The organism is Mesorhizobium sp. WSM4817, assembly GCF_055811135.1.
In genome coordinates, this window is the sequence record NZ_JBVVQQ010000017.1 from 25,282 (window position 1) to 49,793 (window position 24,512).

General features: G+C 62.2%; 20 protein-coding genes and 2 pseudogenes. 4 read left to right on the plus strand and 18 right to left on the minus strand.

Annotated features, from left to right (window positions below):
• From AC0L2K_RS22065 to nanR, 7 genes are all read right to left on the minus strand, one after another.
• The gene (locus AC0L2K_RS22065; RefSeq protein ID WP_128246859.1) at positions 1–849 is read right to left on the minus strand and encodes a carbohydrate ABC transporter permease; all 849 of its coding nucleotides are present in this window, start codon (positions 847–849) and stop codon (positions 1–3) included.
• Complete coding sequence (locus AC0L2K_RS22070) at positions 849–1,790, minus strand: carbohydrate ABC transporter permease (protein WP_287242094.1); 942 nt, start codon at positions 1,788–1,790, stop codon at positions 849–851. Before AC0L2K_RS22070 ends, AC0L2K_RS22065 begins: the two co-directional genes overlap by 1 nt.
• Positions 1,791–1,902: 112 nt before the next feature.
• The gene (locus tag AC0L2K_RS22075; protein ID WP_287059078.1) at positions 1,903–3,558 is read right to left on the minus strand and encodes an extracellular solute-binding protein; all 1,656 of its coding nucleotides are present in this window, start codon (positions 3,556–3,558) and stop codon (positions 1,903–1,905) included.
• 114 nt (positions 3,559–3,672) lie between these two features.
• Positions 3,673–4,725, minus strand: coding sequence for an NAD(P)-dependent oxidoreductase (locus tag AC0L2K_RS22080; RefSeq protein ID WP_473532315.1), 1,053 nt, complete (start codon positions 4,723–4,725; stop codon positions 3,673–3,675).
• Positions 4,726–4,738: 13 nt separating this feature from the next.
• Positions 4,739–5,515, minus strand: a complete 777-nt coding sequence (locus tag AC0L2K_RS22085) for an HpcH/HpaI aldolase family protein (protein ID WP_473532316.1) — start codon at positions 5,513–5,515, stop codon at positions 4,739–4,741.
• A gap of 49 nt (positions 5,516–5,564) precedes the next feature.
• Positions 5,565–5,870, minus strand: coding sequence for a putative quinol monooxygenase (locus AC0L2K_RS22090; RefSeq protein WP_128246864.1), 306 nt, complete (start codon positions 5,868–5,870; stop codon positions 5,565–5,567).
• A complete protein-coding gene (gene nanR / locus AC0L2K_RS22095; protein WP_287342716.1) occupies positions 5,870–6,715 on the minus strand; it encodes a transcriptional regulator NanR in 846 nt (281 codons plus the stop codon). The genes AC0L2K_RS22090 and nanR overlap by 1 nt, the downstream gene beginning before the upstream one ends.
• A 427-nt stretch (positions 6,716–7,142) precedes the next feature.
• Between nanR and AC0L2K_RS22100 the strand changes: the two genes are divergently transcribed.
• The 3 genes and pseudogenes from AC0L2K_RS22100 to AC0L2K_RS22110 all read left to right on the plus strand — a co-directional run bounded on the left by AC0L2K_RS22100 (position 7,143) and on the right by AC0L2K_RS22110 (position 11,528).
• Positions 7,143–8,168, plus strand: a complete 1,026-nt coding sequence (locus tag AC0L2K_RS22100; protein WP_473532317.1) for an ABC transporter substrate-binding protein — start codon at positions 7,143–7,145, stop codon at positions 8,166–8,168.
• 2 nt (positions 8,169–8,170) lie between these two features.
• Positions 8,171–10,452, plus strand: a pseudogene (locus AC0L2K_RS22105) (ABC transporter permease).
• Positions 10,452–11,528 carry an ABC transporter ATP-binding protein gene (locus tag AC0L2K_RS22110; protein WP_023803563.1) on the plus strand — a complete coding sequence of 359 codons (1,077 nt, stop codon included), beginning with the start codon at positions 10,452–10,454 and terminating at the stop codon, positions 11,526–11,528. Before AC0L2K_RS22105 ends, AC0L2K_RS22110 begins: the two are co-directional and overlap by 1 nt.
• Here the strand turns inward: AC0L2K_RS22110 and AC0L2K_RS22115 are convergent.
• The 8 genes and pseudogenes from AC0L2K_RS22115 to AC0L2K_RS22150 all read right to left on the minus strand — a co-directional run bounded on the left by AC0L2K_RS22115 (position 11,518) and on the right by AC0L2K_RS22150 (position 21,113).
• Positions 11,518–12,288, minus strand: a complete 771-nt coding sequence (locus AC0L2K_RS22115; RefSeq protein WP_023803562.1) for an inositol monophosphatase family protein — start codon at positions 12,286–12,288, stop codon at positions 11,518–11,520. The genes AC0L2K_RS22110 and AC0L2K_RS22115 overlap by 11 nt on opposite strands.
• A gap of 109 nt (positions 12,289–12,397) precedes the next feature.
• The gene (locus tag AC0L2K_RS22120; RefSeq protein ID WP_091598202.1) at positions 12,398–12,970 is read right to left on the minus strand and encodes a histidine phosphatase family protein; all 573 of its coding nucleotides are present in this window, start codon (positions 12,968–12,970) and stop codon (positions 12,398–12,400) included.
• A gap of 45 nt (positions 12,971–13,015) precedes the next feature.
• A pseudogene (locus AC0L2K_RS22125) lies at positions 13,016–13,363 on the minus strand (aldose epimerase family protein); the annotation flags it as partial.
• Positions 13,364–13,442: 79 nt separating this feature from the next.
• On the minus strand, positions 13,443–15,911 hold the full coding sequence (locus tag AC0L2K_RS22130) for an adenylate/guanylate cyclase domain-containing protein (protein WP_473532318.1): 2,469 nt from the start codon (positions 15,909–15,911) through the stop codon (positions 13,443–13,445).
• A gap of 83 nt (positions 15,912–15,994) precedes the next feature.
• Positions 15,995–17,092 carry a branched-chain amino acid ABC transporter substrate-binding protein gene (locus AC0L2K_RS22135; protein ID WP_473532319.1) on the minus strand — a complete coding sequence of 366 codons (1,098 nt, stop codon included), beginning with the start codon at positions 17,090–17,092 and terminating at the stop codon, positions 15,995–15,997.
• 190 nt (positions 17,093–17,282) lie between these two features.
• Positions 17,283–18,314 (minus strand): aldose epimerase family protein, encoded by a 1,032-nt coding sequence (locus tag AC0L2K_RS22140; RefSeq protein WP_473532320.1) that lies wholly within the window; start codon positions 18,312–18,314, stop codon positions 17,283–17,285.
• Positions 18,315–18,397: 83 nt separating this feature from the next.
• Complete coding sequence (locus AC0L2K_RS22145) at positions 18,398–19,855, minus strand: NAD-dependent succinate-semialdehyde dehydrogenase (RefSeq protein WP_128246872.1); 1,458 nt, start codon at positions 19,853–19,855, stop codon at positions 18,398–18,400.
• Positions 19,856–20,165: 310 nt separating this feature from the next.
• Positions 20,166–21,113, minus strand: a complete 948-nt coding sequence (locus AC0L2K_RS22150; protein ID WP_287257853.1) for an AEC family transporter — start codon at positions 21,111–21,113, stop codon at positions 20,166–20,168.
• Positions 21,114–21,280: 167 nt separating this feature from the next.
• Between AC0L2K_RS22150 and AC0L2K_RS22155 the strand changes: the two genes are divergently transcribed.
• Complete coding sequence (locus AC0L2K_RS22155; RefSeq protein WP_023802971.1) at positions 21,281–21,829, plus strand: histidine phosphatase family protein; 549 nt, start codon at positions 21,281–21,283, stop codon at positions 21,827–21,829.
• Positions 21,830–21,909: 80 nt separating this feature from the next.
• On the opposite strand, the gene AC0L2K_RS22160 is transcribed toward AC0L2K_RS22155, so the two are convergent.
• From AC0L2K_RS22160 to AC0L2K_RS22170, 3 genes are all read right to left on the minus strand, one after another.
• A complete protein-coding gene (locus tag AC0L2K_RS22160; protein WP_473532321.1) occupies positions 21,910–22,929 on the minus strand; it encodes a DUF2332 domain-containing protein in 1,020 nt (339 codons plus the stop codon).
• Between the two features lie 95 nt (positions 22,930–23,024).
• Positions 23,025–23,414, minus strand: a complete 390-nt coding sequence (locus tag AC0L2K_RS22165) for a cupin domain-containing protein (protein ID WP_287257850.1) — start codon at positions 23,412–23,414, stop codon at positions 23,025–23,027.
• 65 nt (positions 23,415–23,479) lie between these two features.
• Positions 23,480–24,127 carry an MSMEG_1061 family FMN-dependent PPOX-type flavoprotein gene (locus AC0L2K_RS22170; protein ID WP_473532322.1) on the minus strand — a complete coding sequence of 216 codons (648 nt, stop codon included), beginning with the start codon at positions 24,125–24,127 and terminating at the stop codon, positions 23,480–23,482.
• Positions 24,128–24,512: the final 385 nt, after the last annotated feature.

The following is a 24,512-nucleotide window of genomic DNA, read 5'->3' on the forward strand; positions in this document are numbered from 1 at the left end:
CTATCCGCGAACAGCGCCGAGCGTGAGCCCGCGCACGAGATGTCGTTGGGCAAGTACTCCCAGCGCGATCGACGGTACGAGGGAGACGATGGCCAGGGCTGCCGCCTCGCCATATTGCGCGCCCTGGAAACCGATGAAGGCGCGAAACACCGTTGGCAGCGTGAAAGCAGTGCGGCTGGTCAGAATCAGCGCGAAGAAGAACTCCGTCCAGCAGGCGATGAAGGCGAAGACCGCCGCCGCGACGATGCCTGGCGCGGCGAGCGGCACTGCGACGCGCCAGAACGCCTCCCACCGCGTGCAGCCGTCGACAAGGGCCGCCTCCTCCATCGATTTCGGCATGCCGCGGAAATAAGCGAACATCATCCATACCGACACCGGCAGCGTGAACACCGTATAGGCGATGATCAGGCCAATATGCGTGTCGTAGAGGCCAACGCCGCGGTAGATCAGGAACACCGGCAGCACGATGCCGATGGGCGGCAGGAAGCGCTGTGACAGCACCCAGAACGACAGATGCTGGCCGCCGGTGTTGTAGCGCGCCAGGCTGTAGGCCATCAGCGTGCCGAACAGGGCCGAGAGCACCGTTGCCGACAGCGAGATGATCAGGCTGTTGATCAGCCCGTCGAGGCCGCGATAGGCGAACAGCGCAGCTTCATAGTGGACAAGGGTGGGTGCGGTTGGGAACCAGACGGGCGGCACGGTGAGATAGTCGTCGCTCGGCTTGATCGAGGTGTTGAACATCCAGTAGAGCGGCCACAACACGAAGACCAGGAAGAAGCCGAGCAGCAGGATGCGGCCGACCGGTATCGACCGGCGTTTCGGGCGACGGACAGGCGCGACGGCCGCCATCAGACCGGCTCCGTCTTCAAAAGCCGTCGCACCAGCAGCATTACCACGAGCGCGGTGAAGATCAGGAACAACCAGCTTCCGGCGGTCGCCTGCGACAGATGGAATTGGGTGAAGCCGACCGTGTAGAGATAGTAGGAAGCGGTGTAGGTCCGCGTGCCTGGCCCGCCGCCGGTCATGATGAAAATAGTATCGAACATGCGGATTGCATCGAGCAGCCGAAAGGTCAGCGCCAGCAGCATCATTGGCGCAAGATGCGGCAGGGTTATCGCCCAGAACGCTTGCCAGGCATTGACCCCGTCGAGTTCCGCCGCCTCGTAAAGGTTCGGGGGAATGGCGGTAAGCCCGGCGAGCAGGATGACGAACATGAACGGTGTCCACTGCCAGACATCGGCGATGATCAGCGAAACATAGAGCCATGGCGATTCGGTCATCCAGCCGATCGTCACCTCCTGCCCCAGAAGTTGCGTCAAGATGTAGTTGGTCGGCCCGAAAGGCCGCTGCAGCAGCAGCGTCCAGGCCTGGCCGACGATGACCGGGCTGATGAACAGCGGCACGATCAGGATCGACATGATCACGCCGCGGCCCGGAAAGCTGCGAACCATGGTCAGCGCCACGAGAAGTCCGAGAACGAATTCGATAGCGACGCTAATCCCCGACAGCCACGCTGTCAGCAAAAGCGACCAGCGCGCGACGGGATCGAACACGACGCGCTCGAAATTCTTCAATCCGACAAAGGCGTGGCCCGGCACCTGGAAATCATAGTTGATGAAAGACACGACCAGCGAGAACAGCAGCGGATAGACCGAGAGCGCCAGGATCAGCAGTACTGCTGGCGCCACCAGCAGCCATTTGAAGTGGCGGTCCGCCCAATTTGCGAAGCCCGACAGCCGTGGCGGGGCGCCGGCGGCCTTCAAGCGACTGATGGTTGCGGTATGCTGCATCGATTACATCCCAAAACCTGCCTGGCGGTTGCGACGAGGTGTTGCGGACCAAGCGCCCGCAACACCGATTTTGGTCAAGAATGCCGGCCGGCGTCCCTGAGGCAGGCCGAACTCAGAGGGTGACCGCCATGCCGAGCTTCTCCACCGTGTTGTCGGCAGTAGCGCCCGGCAGTTTCAGGAACTCGGTGTAGAATGCCTTCTGCGAATCCACGCCGAGCCGGTCGGTCGTCTCATTCCACTCGGCCGCCGCTGTTTCTAGCGACGCCTTCGGATCCGCACCGGCCCACACAGCTGTGCACATGCGGTCGATGCTCAGGAAATAGTCCTGCGCGCCTGGCATGATCGGGTCGAGGAGGCCGACATTGGCCGAGTTGTTAAGATTGCTCAGATACTCCTTGGCGCTCGGGAACAGCGCGCCGTAAAGCTCGGATTTGAAGTGGGAGATGCGGTAGGGATCGCGCAGGGCGTAGGGCAGCATGCAGCGCGCAAGCGAGACGGGTGGCGAGCAGGCCCATTGCATGAAAAGGTAGGCCGCTTCGGGGTTCGCCGAATCCGCCGACAGCGCCTTGTTGTAGCCGGTCGCATGTTCAGGATTGCCGGGCACGACCGCGTAGCCGACCTTGCCGGCGATCTGCGATTGCGGGATGAAGTTGATTGCGGTGGCCGACTGCGAATAGTTCGCGGCCATGCGGCCAGACGGCGGCCAGGAGTAGATCATCGCTACCTTGCCGGTCAGGAACGCCGCCCACAGCGAGACGGCGTCGAGTTCATTGTTGCCGGGAATCGACGCCGCATTGGCTGCAATCATGTTCTGCAGCGTCTTCACGCCGGCATCCGAAACCAAGCCGGCCTTCATGTCGTCGCCGAACAGTTTTCCACCGTTGGCGCGGTACTGCTGCAGAAAGTCGAACTGGTTGCCGGGACTGCCCGCCTTGCGGAAATGGCCAGCGCCATAAACGTTCGGCGCCATCTGGTCGGTGATGAACTGGGCGATCTGGGCATATTCCTCCCAGGTCTTCGGCGGCGCCAGCTTGGCGTTGAACTTGGCCTGGTAGGCCTCCACCATCTTCGGATCCTCGAAGATGTCCTTGCGGTAGTAGAGAGCGAACATGTCGCCGTCGTCGAAGAAGCCCCAGATCTTGCCCTTGTAGGTCGGCAGCGCCTTGTAGAGCGGATGATAGTCCTCGAGGTCGGCCGGGTTCATGTATTTGGCGATGTAATCGTCGAGAGGTGCGATGACGCCGCCATCGGCCAGCGACGGCGTCCAGGCTGGCGAGATGTCGAGGACGTCATAGGCGCCTGAGCCGGCAATGTGCTCGGCAACGGCCTTGGAGTACTGGTCCGGGTTCGACAGTTCGACCACGTTCGACTTCATGCCCGTAAGCTGCTCCCACATCGGTCCACTGAAATTGCGCGGGTCGAGAGCCTGCAGGCCTGCCTCGTAGGTCATGTTCAGCGTGACGCCCGAATGCGCCTTGGCCGCCTCGACGGCGCGGAAGGCGGAACCATCCGCCGGGCCTTCCATCGACGCCTTCATGGCCGCCGCCTGCGCCTGGCCGAGCGGTGAAGCGGCGTCTGCCAGTTCGAGCTTCTGCTGCGCCAGCGCCCAATCCGTCATCATGGCGAGGATCGGTCCGGACGCCGCCAGCATGCCGGTCATCTGGCCGAAGCGGGTTATGAAAGTTCGGCGGGTGGTTTCGCCGCGCATAAAGGCGTCGACCTCTGCTTCGAGGCCTGCCTGAAAGTCACGTTTTTCATGATCGTTCATAGTACTTGGTCCTCCCATTTTCGTTTGCCTTCACTCGTCCGCGGGCGCGGCGGTCGAGCATTCCTCTCGTGAAGCCGCCGCGAAGGCGCGGCGGCGCGCCGAATGCTCGTACTCCTATGTCCCGAAGCGGGCGGCGAAACCGGCCAGCCGATTCTTCCATGCCTCGCTTGAAAGCACCTCGCGATTGACCACGCCGCGCGGCTCGCGGCCGTGCTGCACCTCGATGACCGCTTTGACGTCCGCAGCACCGTTTCCGGCAAAACACTGGTCGGTCCAGCAGAGCGCGTGCGGCGTCAGGATAACGTTGTCGAGCTTGAGGATCGGGTCGTCGGCATCCGGCGGCTCCTGCTCCAGCACATCGAGCCCCGCGCCGGCGATGCGGCGCTCCTGCAGCACTTTCGTCAGCGCCACCTGGTCGACGATCGGACCGCGCGCGGTGTTGATCAGGTAAGCCGTCCGCTGCATCAGCGCGAGCCGCTCGGCATTGACGATGTGGTGGGTCTGAGGCGTTAGCGGGCAGTTCACCGACAGCACATCGGCGCGGCGGAACAGATCCTCCAGCTCGACCAGTTCGATGCCCAGTTCGGCAGCGACTTTGCTGTCGGCGAATGGGTCATGGGCGATGAAATTCATATCGAAGGGCTTGGCCAAGCGAAAGACCTCGGCGCCTATATTGCCGATGCCGAGCGCCCCCAACGTACGCCCGACGAGACCAACGCCCATATGATCCGAACGCTGATTGAACCCGGCAGGCCCCTTGCGGGTCAGCGCGTCCTTGGTGAGCAGTTTGCCGGTCAGTGCCAACATGAAGGTGATGACGGATACGGCGACCGGCCGCCGCACCCCGTCGGGCGTGATGACAAGGGCGATGCCGGCGGCGGTGCAGGCCTCGACGTCGACGGTATCGTAGCCGACTCCGAAACGGGCAACGACGGCCAGTCGGCCGCTCTTCGGGACACTGGTCGCATCCAAGCGATGGGTGAGCAGGATCAGTGCATCGAAGTCCTCAAGCTGATCGCCGCGCAGCGGATTGTTCGATTCCAGGAACGCCATCTCGATGCCGGGCGCATTGCGCAGCGGCTCCAGGTCGAAGTCGGGATAGGTCGGCGCGCCGTCCGGCTTGCGAAAATCACCGGAGAGCGCCACCCTGAACATTGCGTTGGCCATCGTCTCCTCCGCCTCACTCGCACCCGGCCCGGATCTTTGAGACCGCGTCGGCCATCGCATCGTGCAGGACCCAGACGTCACCCGAATAACAGATGAAATCGAAGCCTTGCGCGTAGAAATCGTGACCCTGCTGGACGCTGGGTACCAGGCGTCCAAGCGATTTGTTGTGCGTCTTGGCGGCGGCAACGATCTTGTCCATCGCCGCGGTGAAGGTGGGATGGGCGAAGTCGCCGGGAACGCAGAGTGAGACCGACAGATCGAAATGTCCGACCCACAGACAGTCGACCCCGTCCAGTCCCGCGATGCCGTCGATGTTCTTGACGCCGTCGGCGGTCTCGATCAGGCAGATGAACACCGAGCGCTGGTTGGCCGTTTCGAATTTATCTGTGACCGAGCCCGGACGGTAGCGGTCATGCGCGATCTGTAGCGCTACGCCGCGAGCGCCAGCAGGATGATACTTCATCGAGTTGATGATGTGCTGCGCCTGTTCGACCGTACTCACCATCGGCGCGATCAGCCCTTCAGCCCCCATGTCCATGGCGCGGGCGAGGAAATGATAGTCCTGCGACGGCACACGCACCATGACCGGCAGGTCGGCTGCCTCGAAATAGCGGATCGCGCTCTTCACCGTTTCCAGGCTGAAGCCCGAATGCTCCATATCGAAGAAGACGAAATCGCAGCCGGCGGATTTCAGAATGTGCCCGATTCCCGGCGTCGCGAATTCGGCGACGAGCGTGCCGAGCTTGACCCGTCGGTGCGCAGCCAACCCCTTGAGACTAGACTCTAACATGCGCTTCCCTCCCCTTCGCCCCGAAGGGCGCAATCCAATTATGCTTTGTTCAAGGCGTTGCCTCGAGAACGAGGTCGCAGATCGTCACCAATTTGGTGTCAACGAGCGGCGCGCTTTGCGTGTTGAATTCATCGAAATGCGCCGTCCGGCAGTGTTCGTCGAAAGCGGCCTCGCTGTCATAAATCTCGTAGAGCACGAGCCGGTCCGGTTCGCCGCGCGCCTCCGTCACGTCAAAGCGGCGGCAGCCGACCTCGTTGCGTACCGACGCGGTCGCATTGGCGTCAACGAGCTTTCGGAAGCTGTCTCGGGCGCCCGGCTTGAGGCGGAAATCGACCCAGACGACGAAGCTGGTCATCACATGGGCCTCGCGATTTCCAGATAGCGCCTCGACACATATTCCAGATGCCTGCGCATCGCCGCTTCGGACCCGTCCGGATCGCGCGCGGCGATCGCCTCGAAAATCTTTCGGTGGGCCTCGTAGGCCTTGCGGTCTTCACCTTCGGCCAAAGTCGTCCGCCGCTGTTCGAGCAGCCATTCGGCCAACGCCGCATGGACAGCTGTGAAGATCCGATTGCGGGTGATCACCGCCAGCACGTAATGGAAGTCCACGTCAGTGCGTTCGAAGCGCGTGAGGTCGCCGATCGACTGCCGGTTCATCTCTAGCGCCGCCTTGAGGCTTTCAATGTCCTCTGGCGTGGCATTCACAGCGGCGTTGCGGGCAAGCCCGACCTCGAAAAACAAACGTGCGCTCTGGAAGTCCTGAACCCCGCCCGGGGCCGAAATCATGTGTCGCGCCGGGCCTGAGAGGGCGTCGAGTACGAATTGGGGTGTGGGGCGGGTGACGCGGGCACGCTCACCGGACCTCACCTCGACAAGGCCCATCTTGCTCAGATGCAGCAGCGCCTCACGGATTGAGGGGCGCCCGACCCCGAATTGCCGCATGAGTTCCCGTTCCGACGGCAGCCGCTCGGCTTCGGCCAGTTCTCCCTTGCGGATCATCCGCTCGAGGTGTTCTGCAACCTCGTCCGAAAGCTTCCGCTGCTTGATCTGAACACCAATCACTTGGCATACCTTTGATACCAACACGCTATTGCCATGTTGCCCCCGTGTCAAACACAACTCAAATCGACAGACGCCCGTCTTCAAGCGCAAAACAAGCGAGCGAGGCTTTGGCTCTTTTTCTACAAGCAACTTGCTCACTAGCTGAGCGATCAGCCAACGCTGTCAGTTCGCGTCAGGATCATTTCGGATCGAACGAGATTGATCGGCAGCGGACGTCGACAATTCCGGTCGGTGGCATCGCAAACCTTGCGGACTAGCCGAAACACCCCTCCACTTCGTCATCCCGGGCGGCGCAAGGAGCGAGGCGACGCGGCGCAGCCCTGGGATCCATCATGCCGTTATCTCAGCCGAAGAATGCAGCAGACCAGAACCGAACGCTACCACCCCGTGAAAAAGCTCGAACCACTCTGGATTGGACGGTCCGTTGCGGGAGAATATATGGACAGCCCTGTTCCAGCCGCCGCCGACTCGATTTGCAAATCGGCGCAAAAGCTCCCAATCTGGTCGCCGCCGCAGCAATGCTTGATACTTGTTAGACGGCGAAACAATGGGAGGAAATTCGCACATGAAAAAGACCTGTGTCCGCCTGGCGGCAACGGCAGTAATGCTGGTCTCTGCTGCCAGTTCGGCTTACGCCGACAGCCTCACCCTCTATTGCTCCGCCGACGAGGCCTGGTGCCAGCAAATCAAGACTAGCTTCGAGGAAAAGACCGGCATCACTGTCGATATGACCCGCAAGAGTTCAGGCGAGACATACGCCCAGGTGCGCGCCGAGGCCGGAAACCCAAAGGGCGACGTTTGGTGGGGCGGCACCGGCGATCCTCATCTCCAGGCCGCAGAGGAAGGACTGACCGAGGAATATATGTCCCCGATGCGCGGCAAACTGCACGACTGGGCGATCAAGCAGGCGGAAGCCGCCAACAACAAGACGATCGGCGTCTACTCCGGTGCGCTCGGCTTCGGCTACAACAAGGATCTGTTGGCCAAGGGCAACCTGCCGGAGCCGAAATGCTGGGCCGATCTGACCAAGCCGGAATACAAGGGCCACATCCAGATGGCCAACCCGAACTCATCGGGCACCGCCTATACAATGCTCGCGACGATGGTTCAGCTGATGGGCGAGGACAAGGGTTTTGAGTACCTGAAGGCGCTCCACGCTAACATCAACCAGTACACCAAGTCCGGCTCCGCTCCGATTAAGGCCGCGGGTCTCGGCGAAACCACCATCGGCATCGTTTTCATGCATGATGCGGTGGCGCAGACGGCAGCCGGCTTCCCGATCGTCACGGTGGCGCCTTGCGAAGGCACCGGCTATGAGATCGGCTCGATGTCGCTGATCAAGGGCGCCCGCAACCCGGAAGCGGCGAAGCAGTTCTACGACTGGGCGCTGACCGCCGAGATGCAGTCGAAGGCCAAGGACGTGAAGTCGTTCCAGTTGCCGTCGAACAAGAACGCCACCGCGTCCGAATTGTCGCCCGACCTGTCGACCATCAAGCTCATCGACTATGATTTCAAGAAGTATGGATCGAGCGCCGAGCGCAAGCGCCTGCTGCAGAAGTGGGATACGGAGGTCTCGACCCTGCCGCAGTGATCATGCGCGTCCGCACTGCCACGAGCGCGCTTCACCCGACCGTCGTCCTGTGGACGGCGGTCGGCTTGCTCGGCTATGCGCTGCTGCCTTGGTACGGGTTGGACAGCAATCTCTTCACCCTGTCCTGGCTGCTGGACGGCTATCCGCTTGACGATGACGTAGCGCCGGCGCTTTTCCTTGTGCTGCAAGGCGACAAACTCTGGCTCGCCCCTATCGGCCCGCTGCTTCTCGCGCCGCTCCTGCTATGGCGGCGGCGCAAGTCCGATCCCTTCTTTGGCTATTTGCTGATCGCCGTCGGCGCGACCGGCGTCGCCTACTTCCTGCTTCAAGGATTCGGCATTGGTCTGCGCGGCTTCCAGTGGCAATGGCTGACCTTGCTCTTTGGCGAGCTTGACGACCGCCAGTTTGGCATGGGCTGGGGAGCACTGCTGGTAAGCGGCGCGTTCCTGTTCCTGTTCACCCTGGGGCTTGCGGCGCGCGGCGCGGTGGCCGGCGACGAATTCGTCGTCGGCTCGATCGGCTTCGTCGTCTCCATGGTCGCCATCTTTATCTTCATGCCGATCGGTCAAATGCTGGGGAGCGCGCTGCTCACACAGGAGGGCGACTATTCGCTTCCCGTCTTTCTCGCGAAACTCTCCAGCGACCGGCTCTGGAGCCTCGGCTGCCTCACCGGTGGCCCGCGCTGCGGCGTCGCCTGGAATTCGCTCCTTCTCGCCGTGCTCGTCGGCGTAACGACCACCGCGCTCGGCCTTGTCTTTGCCCTGGTGGTGACCCGTACCGGCTTACGTTACGGCGCGCTGTTGCGCGCGCTGACCGTGCTGCCGATCATCACACCACCCTTCGTCATCGGCCTCGCCATCATCCTTCTGTTCGGCCTCTCGGGCGCCATCAATCTGGGTTTCGCCGAGCTGATCGGCGTCCAACCGACGCGATGGGTCTACGGCCTGCCTGGCCTGCTGATCGCCCAGGTGCTCGCTTTCACGCCGATCGCTTTTCTGGTGATGATCGGTGTGGTCGAGGGTGTCAGCCCATCCATGGAGGAGGCCGCGCAGACCCTGCGCGCCAATCGCTGGCAGACATTCATCACCGTCTCCCTGCCGTTGATGCGACCGGGTCTGGCCAATGCCTTTCTGCTCGGCTTTATCGAGAGCATGGCTGATTTCGGCAATCCGCTGGTGCTCGGCGGCAATTTCGATGTGCTGTCCACCGAGATCTTCTTCGCCATCGTCGGCGCGCAATACGACCAGGCGCAGGCGGCGATCCTCGCCCTCGTGCTCCTGTTCTTCACGCTCGGGGCATTCTACGCCCAGCGATTCTGGCTTGGGAAGAAGTCTTACACGACCGTCTCCGGCAAAGGCGACGCCGGCGTTCACTCGCATCTGCCGGCAAATTGCGCAACGTCGTCTTCGCGGTCGCCGCCGTCTGGACGCTGTTTACCTTGCTGATTTACGTGACGATCTTCTACGGCAGCTTCGTCAAGCTGTGGGGGGTGGATTTCTCTCTGACTTTTGAACACTACGTGACGGCGTTCTCCATCGGCTGGAACGAGTTCGGCATCCACTGGCGCGGCTCGGCCTGGAGTTCTTTTTGGACGACCATGGAAATAGCGATGATCTCCGCGCCGCTGACCGCGGCCATCGGACTCTTGACCGCCTATTTGCTGGTCCGCCAGAATTTTGCCGGCAAGGACACCTTCGAATTCGCGACGATGCTGTCCTTCGCCATTCCCGGCACCGTGATCGGCGTCTCCTACGTGATTGCGTTCAATGTGCCGCCGATCGAGCTCACCGGCACGGGCATTATCCTGGTGCTCTCCTTCATCTTCCGCAACATGCCGGTTGGGGTCCGCGCCGGTGTCGCGTCCATGTCGCAGATCGACCGCAGCCTCGACGAGTCGTCCCTCACTCTGGGAGCCAACTCCTGGCAGACCTTCCGCAAAGTGGTGCTGCCGCTGCTGCGGCCGGCCATCCTTGCCGCGCTGGTCTATTCCTTCGTTCGCGCCATGACCGCCATCAGCGCCATCATCTTCTTGGTCAGCGCCCAGTATGACATGTCGACCAGCTATATCGTCGGCCGCGTCGAGAATAACGAATATGGCGTCGCCATCGCTTATTCCGCCGTCCTTATCGGCGTCATGCTGGCTGTGATCGGTCTGATGCAGCTTGCCGTTGGCAGCCGCATGATCGGCCGGCGCGGTCTCGACGGCGATCTGGCGCAGTCGCGCACCAATGTCAGCCAGGCGGTCGTGGCGCGTCCACAGCCGGCGATCTCGGGAGGCGGATGATGGCCGAAATTCGCGGCAATGCCGCCTCAGTCGAATTCAGGAATGTCACCAAGATCTACGGCAAAAGCAAGGCGCCCGCCGTCAACGACATCTCGCTGTTCATCGAGGCCGGGAAGCTGGTCACCCTCCTTGGACCGTCGGGCTGCGGCAAGACGACCACCTTGCGCATGATAGCCGGACTGGAAATGGTAACGAGCGGCCAGATCCTGATCGGGGGCGCCGACGTCACCCGGCTGCCGGCCACTGATCGTGATGTCTCCATGGTGTTTCAATCCTACGCGCTTTTCCCGCACATGACCGTGACCCAGAACGTCGAATACGGCCTGGGCTTTTCCGGATTCGGCAGGAAGGAGACGGCCGAGAGGGCCAGAGCCGGGCTTGAACTGGTCGGCCTCTCCAATTTCGGCGACCGCCTGCCGAGCCAGCTTTCGGGCGGACAGCAACAGCGTGTCGCGGTGGCGCGGGCGCTGGTCCTGGAGCCGCAGGTGCTGCTCTTCGATGAGCCTTTGTCGAACCTGGATGCGAAGCTCCGCCGGCGCGTGCGCGAGGAAATCCGCGAGATTCAGCAGAAACTCGGCCTGACGGTCGTCTATGTCACCCACGACCAGGAGGAAGCGCTCGCCGTCTCCGATCGCATCATTGTCATGAACAATGCGGTGATTGCCCAAGACGGCACGCCACGCGACCTCTACGAGCAGCCCGCGAATGCTTTCGTGGCCGACTTCATCGGCGAAGCCAACATGTTCCAATGCGAGGTCGTGTCGGTCGAGGGCGACAGCGCCACCGTGCATCTGGGACCTGCCGTCCTGAAGCTGCCGGCTCGCGGCCGCAAACTGGGGCCGGCCATGCTGGCGGCGCGACCGAGCCGCCTCGAGATTGGCGAGCCGAATGCGCCTGGCGCCTTGCCCGGGACGCTTGAAAAAGTGACCTATGTCGGCAGCCACCTCGAGTTCGTAATTGCCACGCAATTCGGCGAAGTCTTCGTGGTCTCGCCGGATGTCGATACCGCGTTTCGAGCGGGGCAGCCGGTGAGCATCGGCTTTCCCGAACGCGGACCCGTGCTGATCACAGACTGAACGCCTCTTTGCAGAGCGCGTGGACCTTGTCGAACACGCCCTTGCCGCCCGCGATGACCAGTGTTCCTTCCTCGAGAACCGTTTTCGGGTCGGGCGTGACGACCGACCCGCCGGCCTCTTCGACCAGAAGCATGCCGGCGAGGCAGTCCCAAGCATTCATATGCTCCTCGACATAGGCGAGCAGCCTGCCCGAGGCGACGTAGGCAAGCATAAGCGCACCGGATGCATTGCGGAAAAACACGCCGCCCTCCTGAAGCAGGAGATCGATCAGCTTGGCGACGGTGCGCGCTTCACGACGATTGGAGAAGCCGGTTCCGACCGAGCCTTGCGTCAGGCTCGTCGTCGGGCTTGTCTTGATGGGCCGGCCGTTGAGGAAAGCGCCACCGCCGCGGCGTCCATAAAATGTCTCGCCGGTAGAGGGTTCATGGATAACGCCCACGACCGCCACACCCTCCTTGACGCAGGCGATGACGACGGTCCAGGCCGGGATGCCGCGCAGAAAGTTGGCAGTGCCGTCGATTGGATCTATCACCCATGTGTAACCCGATCCGCCGGCGAGTGCGGCGTGTTCCTCTCCGATAACACCGTCTTCAGGATATTGCGCCGCAAGCTCCCGGCGGATGAACGTCTCGACATTCCGGTCGGCCTCGGAGACCAGGTCCTGATGACCCTTGCTCTCGATTGTGAGTGTCTCCAGTTGTCGGAAATATTGCAGGCCGAGTTCGCCGCCGCGCCGCGCCAGCGCAGTCGCAAACAGCATCCGATCGTTATCGTCACCATTCACGCAGTCAAATCCGTCATTGTTTCTGCTTCCATTCGTTCCCCGGCTCTTTGTACTCAAGGCCCAATTCTGCAGGGAAAAGTTGAGGTTAACGCTCAGCGATAGGCTGCCATTCGTGGATGATCTTGCAACCTGGCAAGCAGAAAGCGAAGAAATGACCTTGGAACGGTTGATCCCGACTGCGCGAAACCGGCGCATTCAGCAGCTTGCAAAGCAGCAGCGTGCCAACGCCGCCATGCGAGACGAAAGCAATGTCGCCGTCGTGATGGGTCGCAAGAATGCGAAACACGGCCCGCGCGACGCGATCCTGGGCATCGAGCGCGCGCTCCCATCCGCAAACGCTCTCATGTGGATTGGCGAAGAAGGCGTCAGCAACTCGTTCGAAATCGACGGGTGGAAGGAAACCGGTCGCGGAGCGGTCGTTCTCGCCAAGGTGCTCATCCACTTGGACGGGCAAACCAAATCCCGCCGCCAGAAGGCCAGCCGCTTCAATAGCCTTGGCCTCGGAGCTCGACCAGATGGACGTCAGGCCGGACAGCACCGCACAGCCCGCGAAAGCCCTCATCCGGGTGACGCCGCGGTCCGAAAGCCGCCAAGCTGGAACTGGCGTGGCGGGATCAACGGAAACTTCCGGATGAGTGATAAAGAAGGCCGTCGGCATGCCGTTGCGCTCCGATAAAATCCTTCCGACGCCTAACAGAGCTGATCAAGCGCAGGAAGTATCAACACACACCAACCACGTCATTGCACGGGCACTTTTCACAGCCTCAATGGATATCAGAAACAGGAACGTCTGTATCGCGCTGCCATGAGCGGACCTCCGGCCATCTACATTGTCTCCAAACTCGTCGCAGTTCATTCCGCGCACCGGTCTGCGATTGGCGTAGCGCCCGATCAAGGCGCCGAAATAGGGGGTCAAGGATTCGTAGTCGGCGAGTTCCTTGAAGCCGAGCACGACGTTGTCGAGCTTGCCCCAGCGGTCGGGCACATTGATCGCCGTGATTATACCGCCATAGGCGATGAACTTGATGGACGCGCCTCTGTCGTTGATGAGCGTGTAGAGATCGACGGCTTTGCCGTCCTGCGTGTTTCAGAATGGGGACTTGTCCACAGAGCCGGTGCGGCGATCCCTCCTACCCAGGCTTGTGACAAAGTCGATCGAGCACGTCTCGAAGCGCAGTTGCGGCTTGGTCACGCTCGTCAGCAGACATCAGCTCGGGCTCAGCTTCCAGTCTGAGATGCGGCAGTTCGGTTCGAACGGCGCGACGGGCAGCGACAAGATTGGCCTTCAAATCGATGACGCGATAAGTGGCGACCGGATAGGCGATCCCTTTGACGTGGATGCGCCCCAGTTCGTCGCAGTCAATCGTGTCCTTCACTTGCGCAAACGTCTCATAAGAAATGAGCACGGTCCCTGGCTGCGCCTCCTGCTCAAGACGTGAGGCGAGATTCACGGCGCCGCCGATTATCGTGTAGTCCATCCGGTCCTCGCTGCCGAAGTTGCCGACAGTGCAGTAGTCGGTGTGGATGCCGATGCGGCAGCGCAGTGGTGTTTCAATTCCAATGTCGCGCCAGACTTCGGCAAGTTCGCTCATCCGCTTCTGCATGGCGAGAGCCATCTGCACGCCGGCGAGCGCGTCCTCCTTGACGCCGCGAGTTTCCGGATCGCCGAAAAACATCAGAATCGCGTCGCCGACATACTTGTCGATCGTCGCGCCATGATCCGAAGCAATTTTCGACATTTCCGTCAGATAGTGATTGAGGAGCTGGGTGAGGTCCTCCGACTCCATCTTGTCGGTGGTCTCGGTAAAGCCGGCGATATCCGAGAAGCATATTGTCAGCTTCTTCCGCTGGCTGGCGATCCTGACCTCCTGACGGCCGGTGAATATCGAGTTGTACACCTGGGGCGCCAGGTATTTCGCCAGCTTGCTGGAAAGCGCCTCGAGAGCCGCGGATTTCTCGGCGAGGTTCTCCTCCCGTAGCTTCAGCTCGGTGATGTCCGAGTAGACCGCGACTGTGCCGCCGCCGGTGATCCGCCGCTCGCTTATCATGATCCATCTTCCGTCGCCTCGCCGCTGCTCCCACGGTTCGCCAGGGTTGCGGTGCCGGGAGAGCCGCTCGGCGACCCATTCCTCGAATCGTCCCTCGGCATCCCTGATGTAGCCGCGCTCAGCGGATCGGCGGATGATGTGCTCGAATGTCGTACCGGGCGTCAATTCGATCGTAAGGTCGCTGTAGAGCAGTTCGCGGTAGCGGCTATTGCTAAGGATGAGCCGGTCCTCGCGGTCGTAGAGAGCGAATCCCTCGGAGATGCTCTCGATGGCATCGATGAGCCGCTGGCGCGCTTCGGCGACCTCGCGCAGGTTCTTTTCCTCGACCTCGACTGCAGTGTCCCGGAAGAGCCTGAGCGCCTCGGCCATGCGGCCGATTTCGTCGTGGCCCGCGGCAGGCAATGGCGCACGAAGATTGCCGCCGGCGATTGCGAGCATGCTTTGGCTCACCCCTCCCAGGCGGGCGAGGAGGCTGCGGTCGACATAGAGCCAAACAACAAGAACGGAACTCAAGAGGCTGAGAAAGGCGGAGCCAAGGACAACTCCGGTCCCGAAGCGCTGGACGACCGCGGCTTCGAGACCAGATGCGGTGATCTCGCGGTCTGCCGCGGCGACCAGGCGATCGACGGCAGCGGTAAGACTGCGCGACAGCTGATTGTTTTCGGCCAGAAGCTCTTCGCCCTGCGCCAGGACGGCGAACTCGTCCTGCCGCGCCTTCGGGATGCTGTTTCCGCCGTCGATCAGTGCCTTGAACTCGTTGACCCGCTGCTGGAAACGGGTTCGCAGCCTATCGTCGATCTCGTTGGAAATCGTGTCCAGAACGGCGAGTGACCGGCGCAGCGGAAACAGGATCAACGCCAGATCGCCTGGCGTCGGCGCGTCCGCCGTGTTGACCAGCGCGTCATTGACCGCCGAGATCTCCTGCTGCGCCTTCTGCTGCGGGATGTAGGCCGCTATCGACTGGACCAGGTCGGCCGTCGCCTCCGCGCCTCGATCGGACGCGAGCGGCGTGTCGGCCGTGACCGCCCGCCATTGCTGGAGTTTGGAATTCATCACGAGCATGCCGGGCGCCACAAGGCGCTGGCTTGCATTTGTCGTAGCCGACAGGCGACGTAACAGTTCCTCTTTGCGCGCCACCACGGTGAGGCGGGCGGCGACAAGGTCGTCGAGGGCGTTGAGATTGCGCCGCAGACCAAGCACCGCAGCCTCGATCTCAGCCACTACCGCCGTGCTAGGCTTGGCGCCTTTGAGAGCGGCAAGCAGTTCCTCGAGGCGCGTCATCTCTGCCGCGATCGCAGTCGAGACCTCGTTATGCTGAGCCTTGCTGGTCGAAGCAAGTGCGGCGGGCGCAGTGGCGGCGACCCGCTCAGCCTGGCGCGACAGCTGGAGGGACGCGAGCGCCGACGGCACACGCTCCTTGGTGATGTGGTTGACGACCTCCCTCACCTCGAGGAAGGCATAAAGAGCGGCTGTTGTCGCGAGCACCGCGAAGGTGCTGATACCGAAAAAAGCGAGCAACAGACGGCCGCGTATGCCGAGACGCTTAAGCATCGCGGCGACGCATTGATTCAGCTGGCGCGGCCGAGAGGGTCTGCACAGATTGGCTCAAGGCGATTCGCCGGATCGGTGGTCCATTATAACGGCACGTATTCGCCACCCTTCCAGACATACCATACCCAACTCTGAACAGTGAGGTCGCCCTTATTATCAAAGTCCATACGGCCCAACACAGTGTCAAATTGATTGCCGCGCAGTGATGCAATCACGGCTTGGAGTTCTAGTGAGCCTGCCTTCTCGACCGCCTGCGCCCAGGTCTGGGCGGCGCCGTAACTGTGCAGCGTCCAGGAATCGGGTTCGAAGTTCTCGGCTCGGAATCGTTCGACGACTGTGGCCGCTTCGGCGTTTCGACGCGGGTCGGGGACAAAGGTGAAGAGCGTGCCCTCGGCGGCAGGGCCGGCAATCAGCCCAAATGCCTCGGTCGCTGTATCGTCACCCGAGATCAGCTGAACCGAGTAGCCCCGGTCGCGCGCCGCACGGACCATAAGCGCAGCCTCGGTATGATACCCGCCCATGTACAGCACGGCGATATCCGCCCCCTGTAACGTGCTGATCTCGGCCGAGTAGTCGTCTTTCCCGGGAGTGTAGCCTTCATAGATTGATTCGGTCACGCCCCGCTTGTTCAACTGCTTTCTTGTCTCATCGGCGAGACCCTTCCCATAGGTCGTATTGTCGTGAAGGATCGCGATCTTCTTGTCGCTCCAATGATCGGCCAAGTAGTTGCCGGCCTCGAAGCCCTGCGCATCGTCGCGACTGCAGACGCGGAAAACGTTGGCGCGGCCTTGCTCGGTCAACATCGGATTGGTCGAGGACGGCGAAATCTGCAGAATTCCCGCCGCCTCGTACACCTCCGATGCCGGAATCGAGGCTCCAGAGCAGTAGTGCCCGACGACGAACACTACACCGTCAGCCACCAGCTTTTGGGCAGCAGCCACCGCTTGCTTGGGATCGCAGTAGTCGTCGACCGTGATGAGCCGCACCGGCTCGCCGAGGACGCCGCCCGCCGTATTGATGTCGGCCACAGCCACCTCTGCGCCGCGCTTCAATTGCGTGCCAGTCCATTCGAGCTTTCCGGTCATCGGGCCTGCGACCCCGATCAGCACCTCCGCCCGCGCAGGACAGCTAAGCGCCGCGGCCGCGAGCGCGACAATAGCTACGGTGATGATACGGTGCATGGATGCACCCCAAAGGCAGTAGCTTACGCCAATCCCGTCAGCGCCGACAGTCCTTTTCCGCGAGCGTGGATTGGGTTCCGATCCGAGAGCGTCGCGCGTCCAATGGAAGCGCAAAGGACGCTCTTTGAACTTTGCGCATGATCCTTTCCGGACCGAAGGCCAGCGCAGCAAAGGCCGGTACCTCCGGGCGTCAGGCGCCAGGCAGCCTGAACCGGTATTCCGTCACATGATGGTAGATCTGGCCCGGCCATAGCGTGGCCTGCGGGAAATACGGCCGGTTCGGCGCATCCGGCCAGACCTGCGGCTCCAGGCAGAAGCCCGAATAAACCTTGTAATGAACTCCCCCGAGCCCCGGCGAAGCTGGCGCCAGATACTGGCCGGTATAGAGCTGGACGCCCGGTTCCGTGGTCCACAGCTCCATCTCGACGCCGGAATTCGCGCCTTGCGCCCATGATGCCAGCTTGAGCGACCCGCGCGTCGAGGCAAGGCAGAAATTCTGGTCGTAGGGGAGCTGCTTGCCCTCGCTCTCCATGCGCAGCGGCCGCGCCTGACGGAAGTCGAACGGCGTGCCGTCGACCGGCTTCACGACGCCGGTCGGGATCAGGTCGCCATCGACCGGAAGATAGGCGCCGGCGTTCAGCATCAGCCGGTGATCGAGGACATCGCCGGCGCCGCCGTCATCCAGGTTGAAATAGGAATGCTGGGTAAGGTTGCACAGCGTCGGCTCCTCGCAGGTGGCGGTCAGCTCGACGCTGAGCGTGCCGGGGATCTTCAGCCTGTAGGTGCAGGTCACGTCGAGCGCGCCGGGAAAGCCCATCGTGCCGTCGGGATCATGCAGCGTCAGGGTGACAAAATCCCTGCCATGCAGCGAAACCTCCCATGGCCGGTGCGAAAAACCTTGCGAGCCGCCATGCAGCGTGTGCTTGTCGAGGAAGTTGCGCTCGGTCTGGTAGCGCTGGCCGGCGATGGTGAAGCGGCCATCGCGGATACGGTTGGCATAGCGTCCGACGACGGCGCCGAAGAAGGCCGTATCCGTTTCATAGGGCTTGAAACTGCTATAGCCGAGCACAAGCGGCGCATCGTGCCCGGCCAGCCGCAGATCCTGGATGATGGCGCCCAGCCCGATGATGTTGGCGGTGAGGCCGCCGCCGCGGATGCTGAAGCGGCGGATGGCCTCGCCCGCCTGCGTCGTACCGAAAACCTCGCCGTCCTTCATCGCCATGCCCGAAACGCCAGTTGGTTGATCGATCCCGGCTCGCCGCGTGGGCCGGCTTGGTCTGTTGACGTTCGACAGGCCCTGCCCGATCAGAGGCCGAGGCCGCCGATGCAGACATATTTGGTGTCGAGATAATCCTCGATGCCCTGATGTCCGCCTTCCTTGCCGAGGCCCGATTCCTTGACGCCGCCGAACGGCGCCTCGGGCGTGGTGATCAGCCCTTCATTGACGCCGACCATGCCGTATTTCAGCCCTTCCATGACCCGGAAGGCGCGGCCGAGATCGCCGGTGTAGAAATAGCAGGCGAGGCCGAACTCGGTGTCGTTGGCGAGTGCGATCGCCTCCTCTTCGGTTTCGAACTTGAACACGGGTGCTACCGGGCCAAAGATCTCTTCCTTCATGAAGCGCATCTTCGGCGTGGCGTCGGCGATCACCGTCGGCTGGAAGAACGAACCGCCGAGCGCATGGCGCTTGCCGCCAGCGACGACCTTGCCGCCCTTGGCGGTGGCGTCGGCGATCAGTTCCTCGACCTTCTCGACTGCCTTCTCGTCGATCAGCGGCCCCTGCTGCACGCCGTCATCGAGGCCGGAACCGACCTTCAGCCCGTCGCTGGCGGCGGCGAGCTTTTCGACGAACTTGTCGTAGACACCAGCCTGGACCAGGAAGCGATTGGTGCAGACGCAGGTCTGGCCGGAATTGCGGTATTTGGCGGTGATCGCGCCGGCGACGGCGCGCTCGATATCGGCGTCGTCGAAGACCAGGAATGGCGCGTTGCCACCAAGTTCCATCGACACCTTCTTGACGGTGACGGACGACTTCTGGATCAGGATCTTGCCGACCTCGGTCGAGCCGGTGAAGGTGATCTTCTTGACCAGAGGGTTGGCGCAGATCTCGTCGCCGATCTCGCCGGCAGCGCCGGTCAGGATGTTGATGACGCCTTTGGGGAAGCCGACCTCCTCGGCGAGCGCGCCCCAGGCGAGGCCGGAATAAGGCGTCTGCGACGCCGGTTTGACCACCGCCGTGCAGCCGGCGGCAAGTGCTGGACCGAGCTTGCGGGCCAGCATCGAGGACGGGAAATTCCACGGCGTGATGGCGGCGATGACGCCGACCGGCTCCTTGGTCACCAGGATGCGGCGGTCCGCCCAAGGCGACGGCACGACATCGCCATAGGTGCGGCGGCCTTCTTCGGCGAACCACAATATGTACGAGGCCGCCGAACCGATCTCGCCCTTCGATTCGAACAGCGACTTGCCCTGCTCGATGGTCAGCAGCTCGGCCAGCACATCCTGGTTGTCCATCATGGCGTCATGCAGCTTGCGCAACAGCTTCGAGCGCTCGAGCGCGGTGGTCTTGCGCCATGTCTGGAAGGCGGCGTCGGCAGCTTCGATGGCGCGGCGCGTCTCGACCTTGCCCGACTTCGGCACGGTGCCGATCTTGAGGCCGGTGGCCGGATTGTTGACGTCGACCGTCTGGCCGCTGTCGGCCTGCACCCACTCGCCGTTGATGAGATTGGCCTGGCGCATGAAATGGCTGGTTTTCTGAAGCATGGTCTAGCCTCCGTTCGGCGCGCTGACGGGCCGCTATCTGGATTTCCTTGACGGGCGTGCGCACTGGCATCGATGCCGGCACGCCTGGAGCCACTGCTCTTTACCTAGGGCAAGCCCCGCAATCAATCGCAAGATGGCATATAGGGTTTGGGCCAGCACAAGGCGAGGCCGATTTGCGCTCCCGTTGTTGCTTGAGGATGTGGGACCGGACTGGTGGCTCCCGAGAACCGGAACGGAGCGTAACGTTTGGGTATATGAGTACCGGAAGCACCAGGAAACCGCCCTTCGCAGGCATCAATATCGATCATACCTATCCAAACACGTGGACCACCACCGTCAGCCAAAAGGCCGTGGTGACGACCGCGCAGGCGGTGGCGATGGTCATCTGGTTCGATGCCAGCGCTTGGCCGGTGTTGAACTGCGTCGCAATCAGGTAGGAATTCACCCCGGATGGCAGCGCGGCGGCCACGACCGCGACTTTCGCCGACAGCGGCGGCAGGCCAAGCAGCCAGACCAGGCCGAGCGCGACGGCCGGCATCAGCATCAGCTTCAGCGCCGACAGCGCCAGCGCCGGCCGCACATTGCCGGAGATGCCGAAACGGCACAGGCCCAGCCCCATGGCAAACAGCGCGACCGGTCCGGCGATGTTGGCCAGCGCATCGACCAGCCGGACGGCCAGCGCCGGCAATGGCAGGCCGGTGATACGCCACACCCATCCGGCCAGGATGCCGATGATCAGCGGATTGGAGAGCAACTTTCGAAAGAAGCGCCGGATGATGCGCAGCGGATGCACATGCTCGTCGCCGCGGCCAAAGATCTCAAACAGGATGATCGATGCCATGATCATCGTCGGCAGATGCACGGAAATCAGCAGCGACAGCACTTCGAATCCACTTGGCCCGAATGTGCCGAGGAAGAACGGGATGCCGAGCAGGACGAGGTTGGAAAAAGCCGACGATACGCCGCCGACGACCCCGGCACGCGCGTCGCGCCCGAACACCCGGGTGATGACCAGGTGGCCTGCGGCCCACGTCACTGCGGCAGCCGTAAAATAGGCGCCCCAGAACAACCAGGGCGCGGCGCCATGGAAATCGGCGTTGACCATGGTGCGGAACAGAAGCAGCGGCATCGCCACCCCGACGGCGAATTCGGCGATGGCCCCACCCGCCTCGGCCTTCAGATAGCCGGTGAGCCCGGCCAGATAGCCGAGCGCGACAAGGCCGAAGACAAAAAGGACGGTTTCGATGAGTGGGGACATTTTTCCCCTGATAGGCGAGCCGGGATTTGAGCGCAACCGCCCCGCCTGGCAAAGCGGTCGGTTCTCGCAAACAGCCGGGATAGGTGACGCCTTGTTTTTCAGCCGGCTTTGCCGTCCCTATATGCGGTCACCGGAAGCCACCTCCGGTGACCGGAAAAGGACGCCTGATGCTTCGATCTGTGCTGGCTCTATTGCTGCTCGTCATTCCCGCCGCGGCCCACGCGACCGAAGCCGGTTGGGCGCTGTTGCGCGACGGCGGACATGTGGTGCTGCTTCGCCATGCCATGGTCACCGGCACCACCGATCCGGCGAATTTCGACATCGAGAAATGCGCCACCCAGGTCAATCTCTCGGTGCGCGGCAAGCAGCAGGCACGCAAGATCGGCGCGCTTTTCGACGCCCGCGCGGCGCCGGTCGAGCGCGTGCTGTCCAGCCGCTATTGCCGCGCCCTCGACACGGCTCGCACCGCTTTCAGAGAAGAGCCCGAACCTTTCGCCCCGCTTGACCTGCTGAAGACCGACGCCAGCGAGAAAGCCGCCCAGCTCGAGGCGATCATGAACGAGATCAGCGCCTATTCCGGCTCCGATAATGTCGTCATGGTCACCCATCTGGAGAACATCATGGCGCTCACCGGCATCTCGCCGCGCGAAGGCGAAGCCGTGATCGTCGAGCCGCAAGGCGACGGCCTGCGCGTGCTCGGCCGCGTCACTTTCTAATCTGCGCTGGAGCCGGTTGAAACGTTCGCCAGTAATGAAATTTAACGCCTGGTCCCTAAACGGAATACCGGTTCCGACCCCTAGCGGAAGCTCGTTCGTTCGGCCTCGGCCGAATTTACGTCCGTGATCCACTCGAGCGAGGCGCCATGCGGGTCGGTCCAAGCGACAGGGGAGCCGTTCACAGATAGGAGGAAGCGGCCCGGCGGCCAGCTTTTTCCGGCGCGTGTGGCGATGGACGGGAATACGCGCGGGAACTCGTTCGATACCCAATACGGAGAAAGACGCATCACCTGTTCTGCGAAGGCCTCTCTGTCTGCCGGATCGGAGACATAGTCGAGGACGGCTGTGTGAAAGACAACGAGGGTAGCGTCCTTTGGCGCTTCGCTGCAGAGCCGCACGAGGTCGCTCCCGCGCAGGTCGCCCTTCACCACCCGAGGCTTGACTGTGGCAGCGATCATTAGGGCCGCCCGCAGATTGGCAAGCCGCGCCGTCTGCTCCGGCCAGACCAGCGTCTCAAGCCATGCGACTTGCGAGGGGTTTGAAACATCGATCGGGCTCAGGTCCAATCCCGCTCGCCAGACGACATGCGGCGGGGCCGTCGGCAATGGCGTTGTCTCGCTGGCTGAGCATCGGAAGACAGGCGGTTCCGAGGCCGTGACGGGTGTGCGGAGCACCATGCGCCCGTAGTCGTAGCTGTAGAGGTCGGGCATAAGGCAGAGCCCTGCGGAAGTCCCGACCTCCAGGAGGGCCAGCGGCTGCGGCAGGCGCGCCAGGACGGGCAGCAGTGTGGCGCACCTTCCCGGCTCGTTGGTTTGCGTCGAGCGCTCGAGCATGAGCGAGCGGACAAGCTCGGGGTGCGCCAGAAGCGCCTGGCGAAACTCGGTCCACCCTGTCGGTGTGCCGAACAGGTGACGCACCACGGCAAGCAGAAGATTCGGTTGCCGCTTCACGTCCGGGAGGGTCGACAGGAAGCCGAGTGTCTCGCGGTCCCCTGCGACAGCACGAGCCAACTCCTCATAGAGCGGTGAGCGACTGCGAGCTTCCGTGTCGGCGAAGCGAAGATACCGGGTTGAGATCTCTGCCAAGGCCTCCTCGCCCATGTCCGCTGATCCCCGATCCCGACGTCTCGTCGCAGTACACGATCCACGGATCAGATTGGAGCCAGGCGCGGGACCCGTCGTCAAGATGGCGGGTGTTACGCTTTTGCGGTAGCCCAATGCCTCGTCACTTCCGGCTGCCCCTCGAAAGAGGCCTCGAAGGTTGGCGCGGCCAGTATGGCCTGCATGTGCAATGTCGCGCTTCCGGTATTGCGAAAGCCATGCCAGCGGCCGGCCGGCACGATGACTGATTGTCCCGTCGATACTGTTTCTCGTTCATCATCCAACCACAGCTCGGCTTGGCCTTCCAGCACGGTCAAGACTTCCTCGACGGGATGGGTGTGAGTACGTGTGCCACTTCCTGGTGCGACCCACTGTTCGAATATGCACAGCGTGGCTGCCTCGGTGACCGCAGAAACGCGCATTCTGGTCGACACGCCGGGACGCCACTCTTCTGTCGGCTGAAGGTTATGATCGATAATCTGCATGATCCCCTCTGTTGGCAGAGTAGCACGCCGCGTCAGCATGAAGCCGGCAACCGTGGTTCATCAAGTTAGTAGAGCCGGTCGCGATTACCCGTGTCGATCGTTTGCATCTCCTCAACCGTCTCCGCGAGTTTGCCGTGGGCGACCAACATCTCCGCAAACGAGGGAAGGTTGCTGGTATCAGGCCACGCATCCGGCTGCCACAAGCCCGAGCGGACCATGCACTTCGGGCAATGAGAAAGTACGTGCGAGATCTCGATGACGAGTATGTGCTCAGGGAGCTTACGGTTGACAGCCATGGCCTCACGCAGCTCCGCATCGCGGACGATGAGCGCCTTGCCGGCCACGCGAAGGGTGTAGGTCACACCGGGGATTACGAAAATCAGGCCGACATTCGGGTTGCTCAGGACGTTACGGAAAGTATCGAGTCGACGATTGCCGGGGCGGTCTGGAATGGCGAGAGTTCTCTCGTCCAGCACCTTGACGAAGCCGGCGGGATCACCCTTTGGCGAGACGTCGAGCATGCCATCGGCGCCGGCGGACGCTACGAACACAAAAGGCGCATGAGCAATGAAGCGGCGAGCATGTTCGTCAATTACTCGAACGACCTTGGCAACTGCTCGGTCTGTGGGGACCCCCAAAACCGCTCGCAATTGCTCTTCGCTCGTGATGACATCGCGGAAACGGCGCCGAGGACTGCTCTCGTCGTCTTGCATGATGCCGGCCCCTTCTCCGCGTGCCTACGCAGTATGACGCAAAGAATCGCGCGTGCGCAACTCCATTGACGAGCCATTCCCTGCCGGCGTCGCGTTCTGGCATTGAGCCGTTCAGCCGTGCGACTGAAAGTCGGCTCACCACCCCAGCCAGTCGTTCGACGCTCATCTCGGGCGTTCTGGTATTTGAACCACGGGACGCGCCATTTGCTGACATCTGTGGCGCTTCTCAAAAGCTGCCCTTCGCGCAAGAGCTCAGGTCGACCCTTCTTTGCGCTTCCCATTGAGATGACCTTCGGCAAGTCTGACCCAATGAGATGTTCCCAATAGGGAACAGGATATCCCTGAACTTCTGTGTTCATTTGAAATTCAATCAGCTACGTTCTAG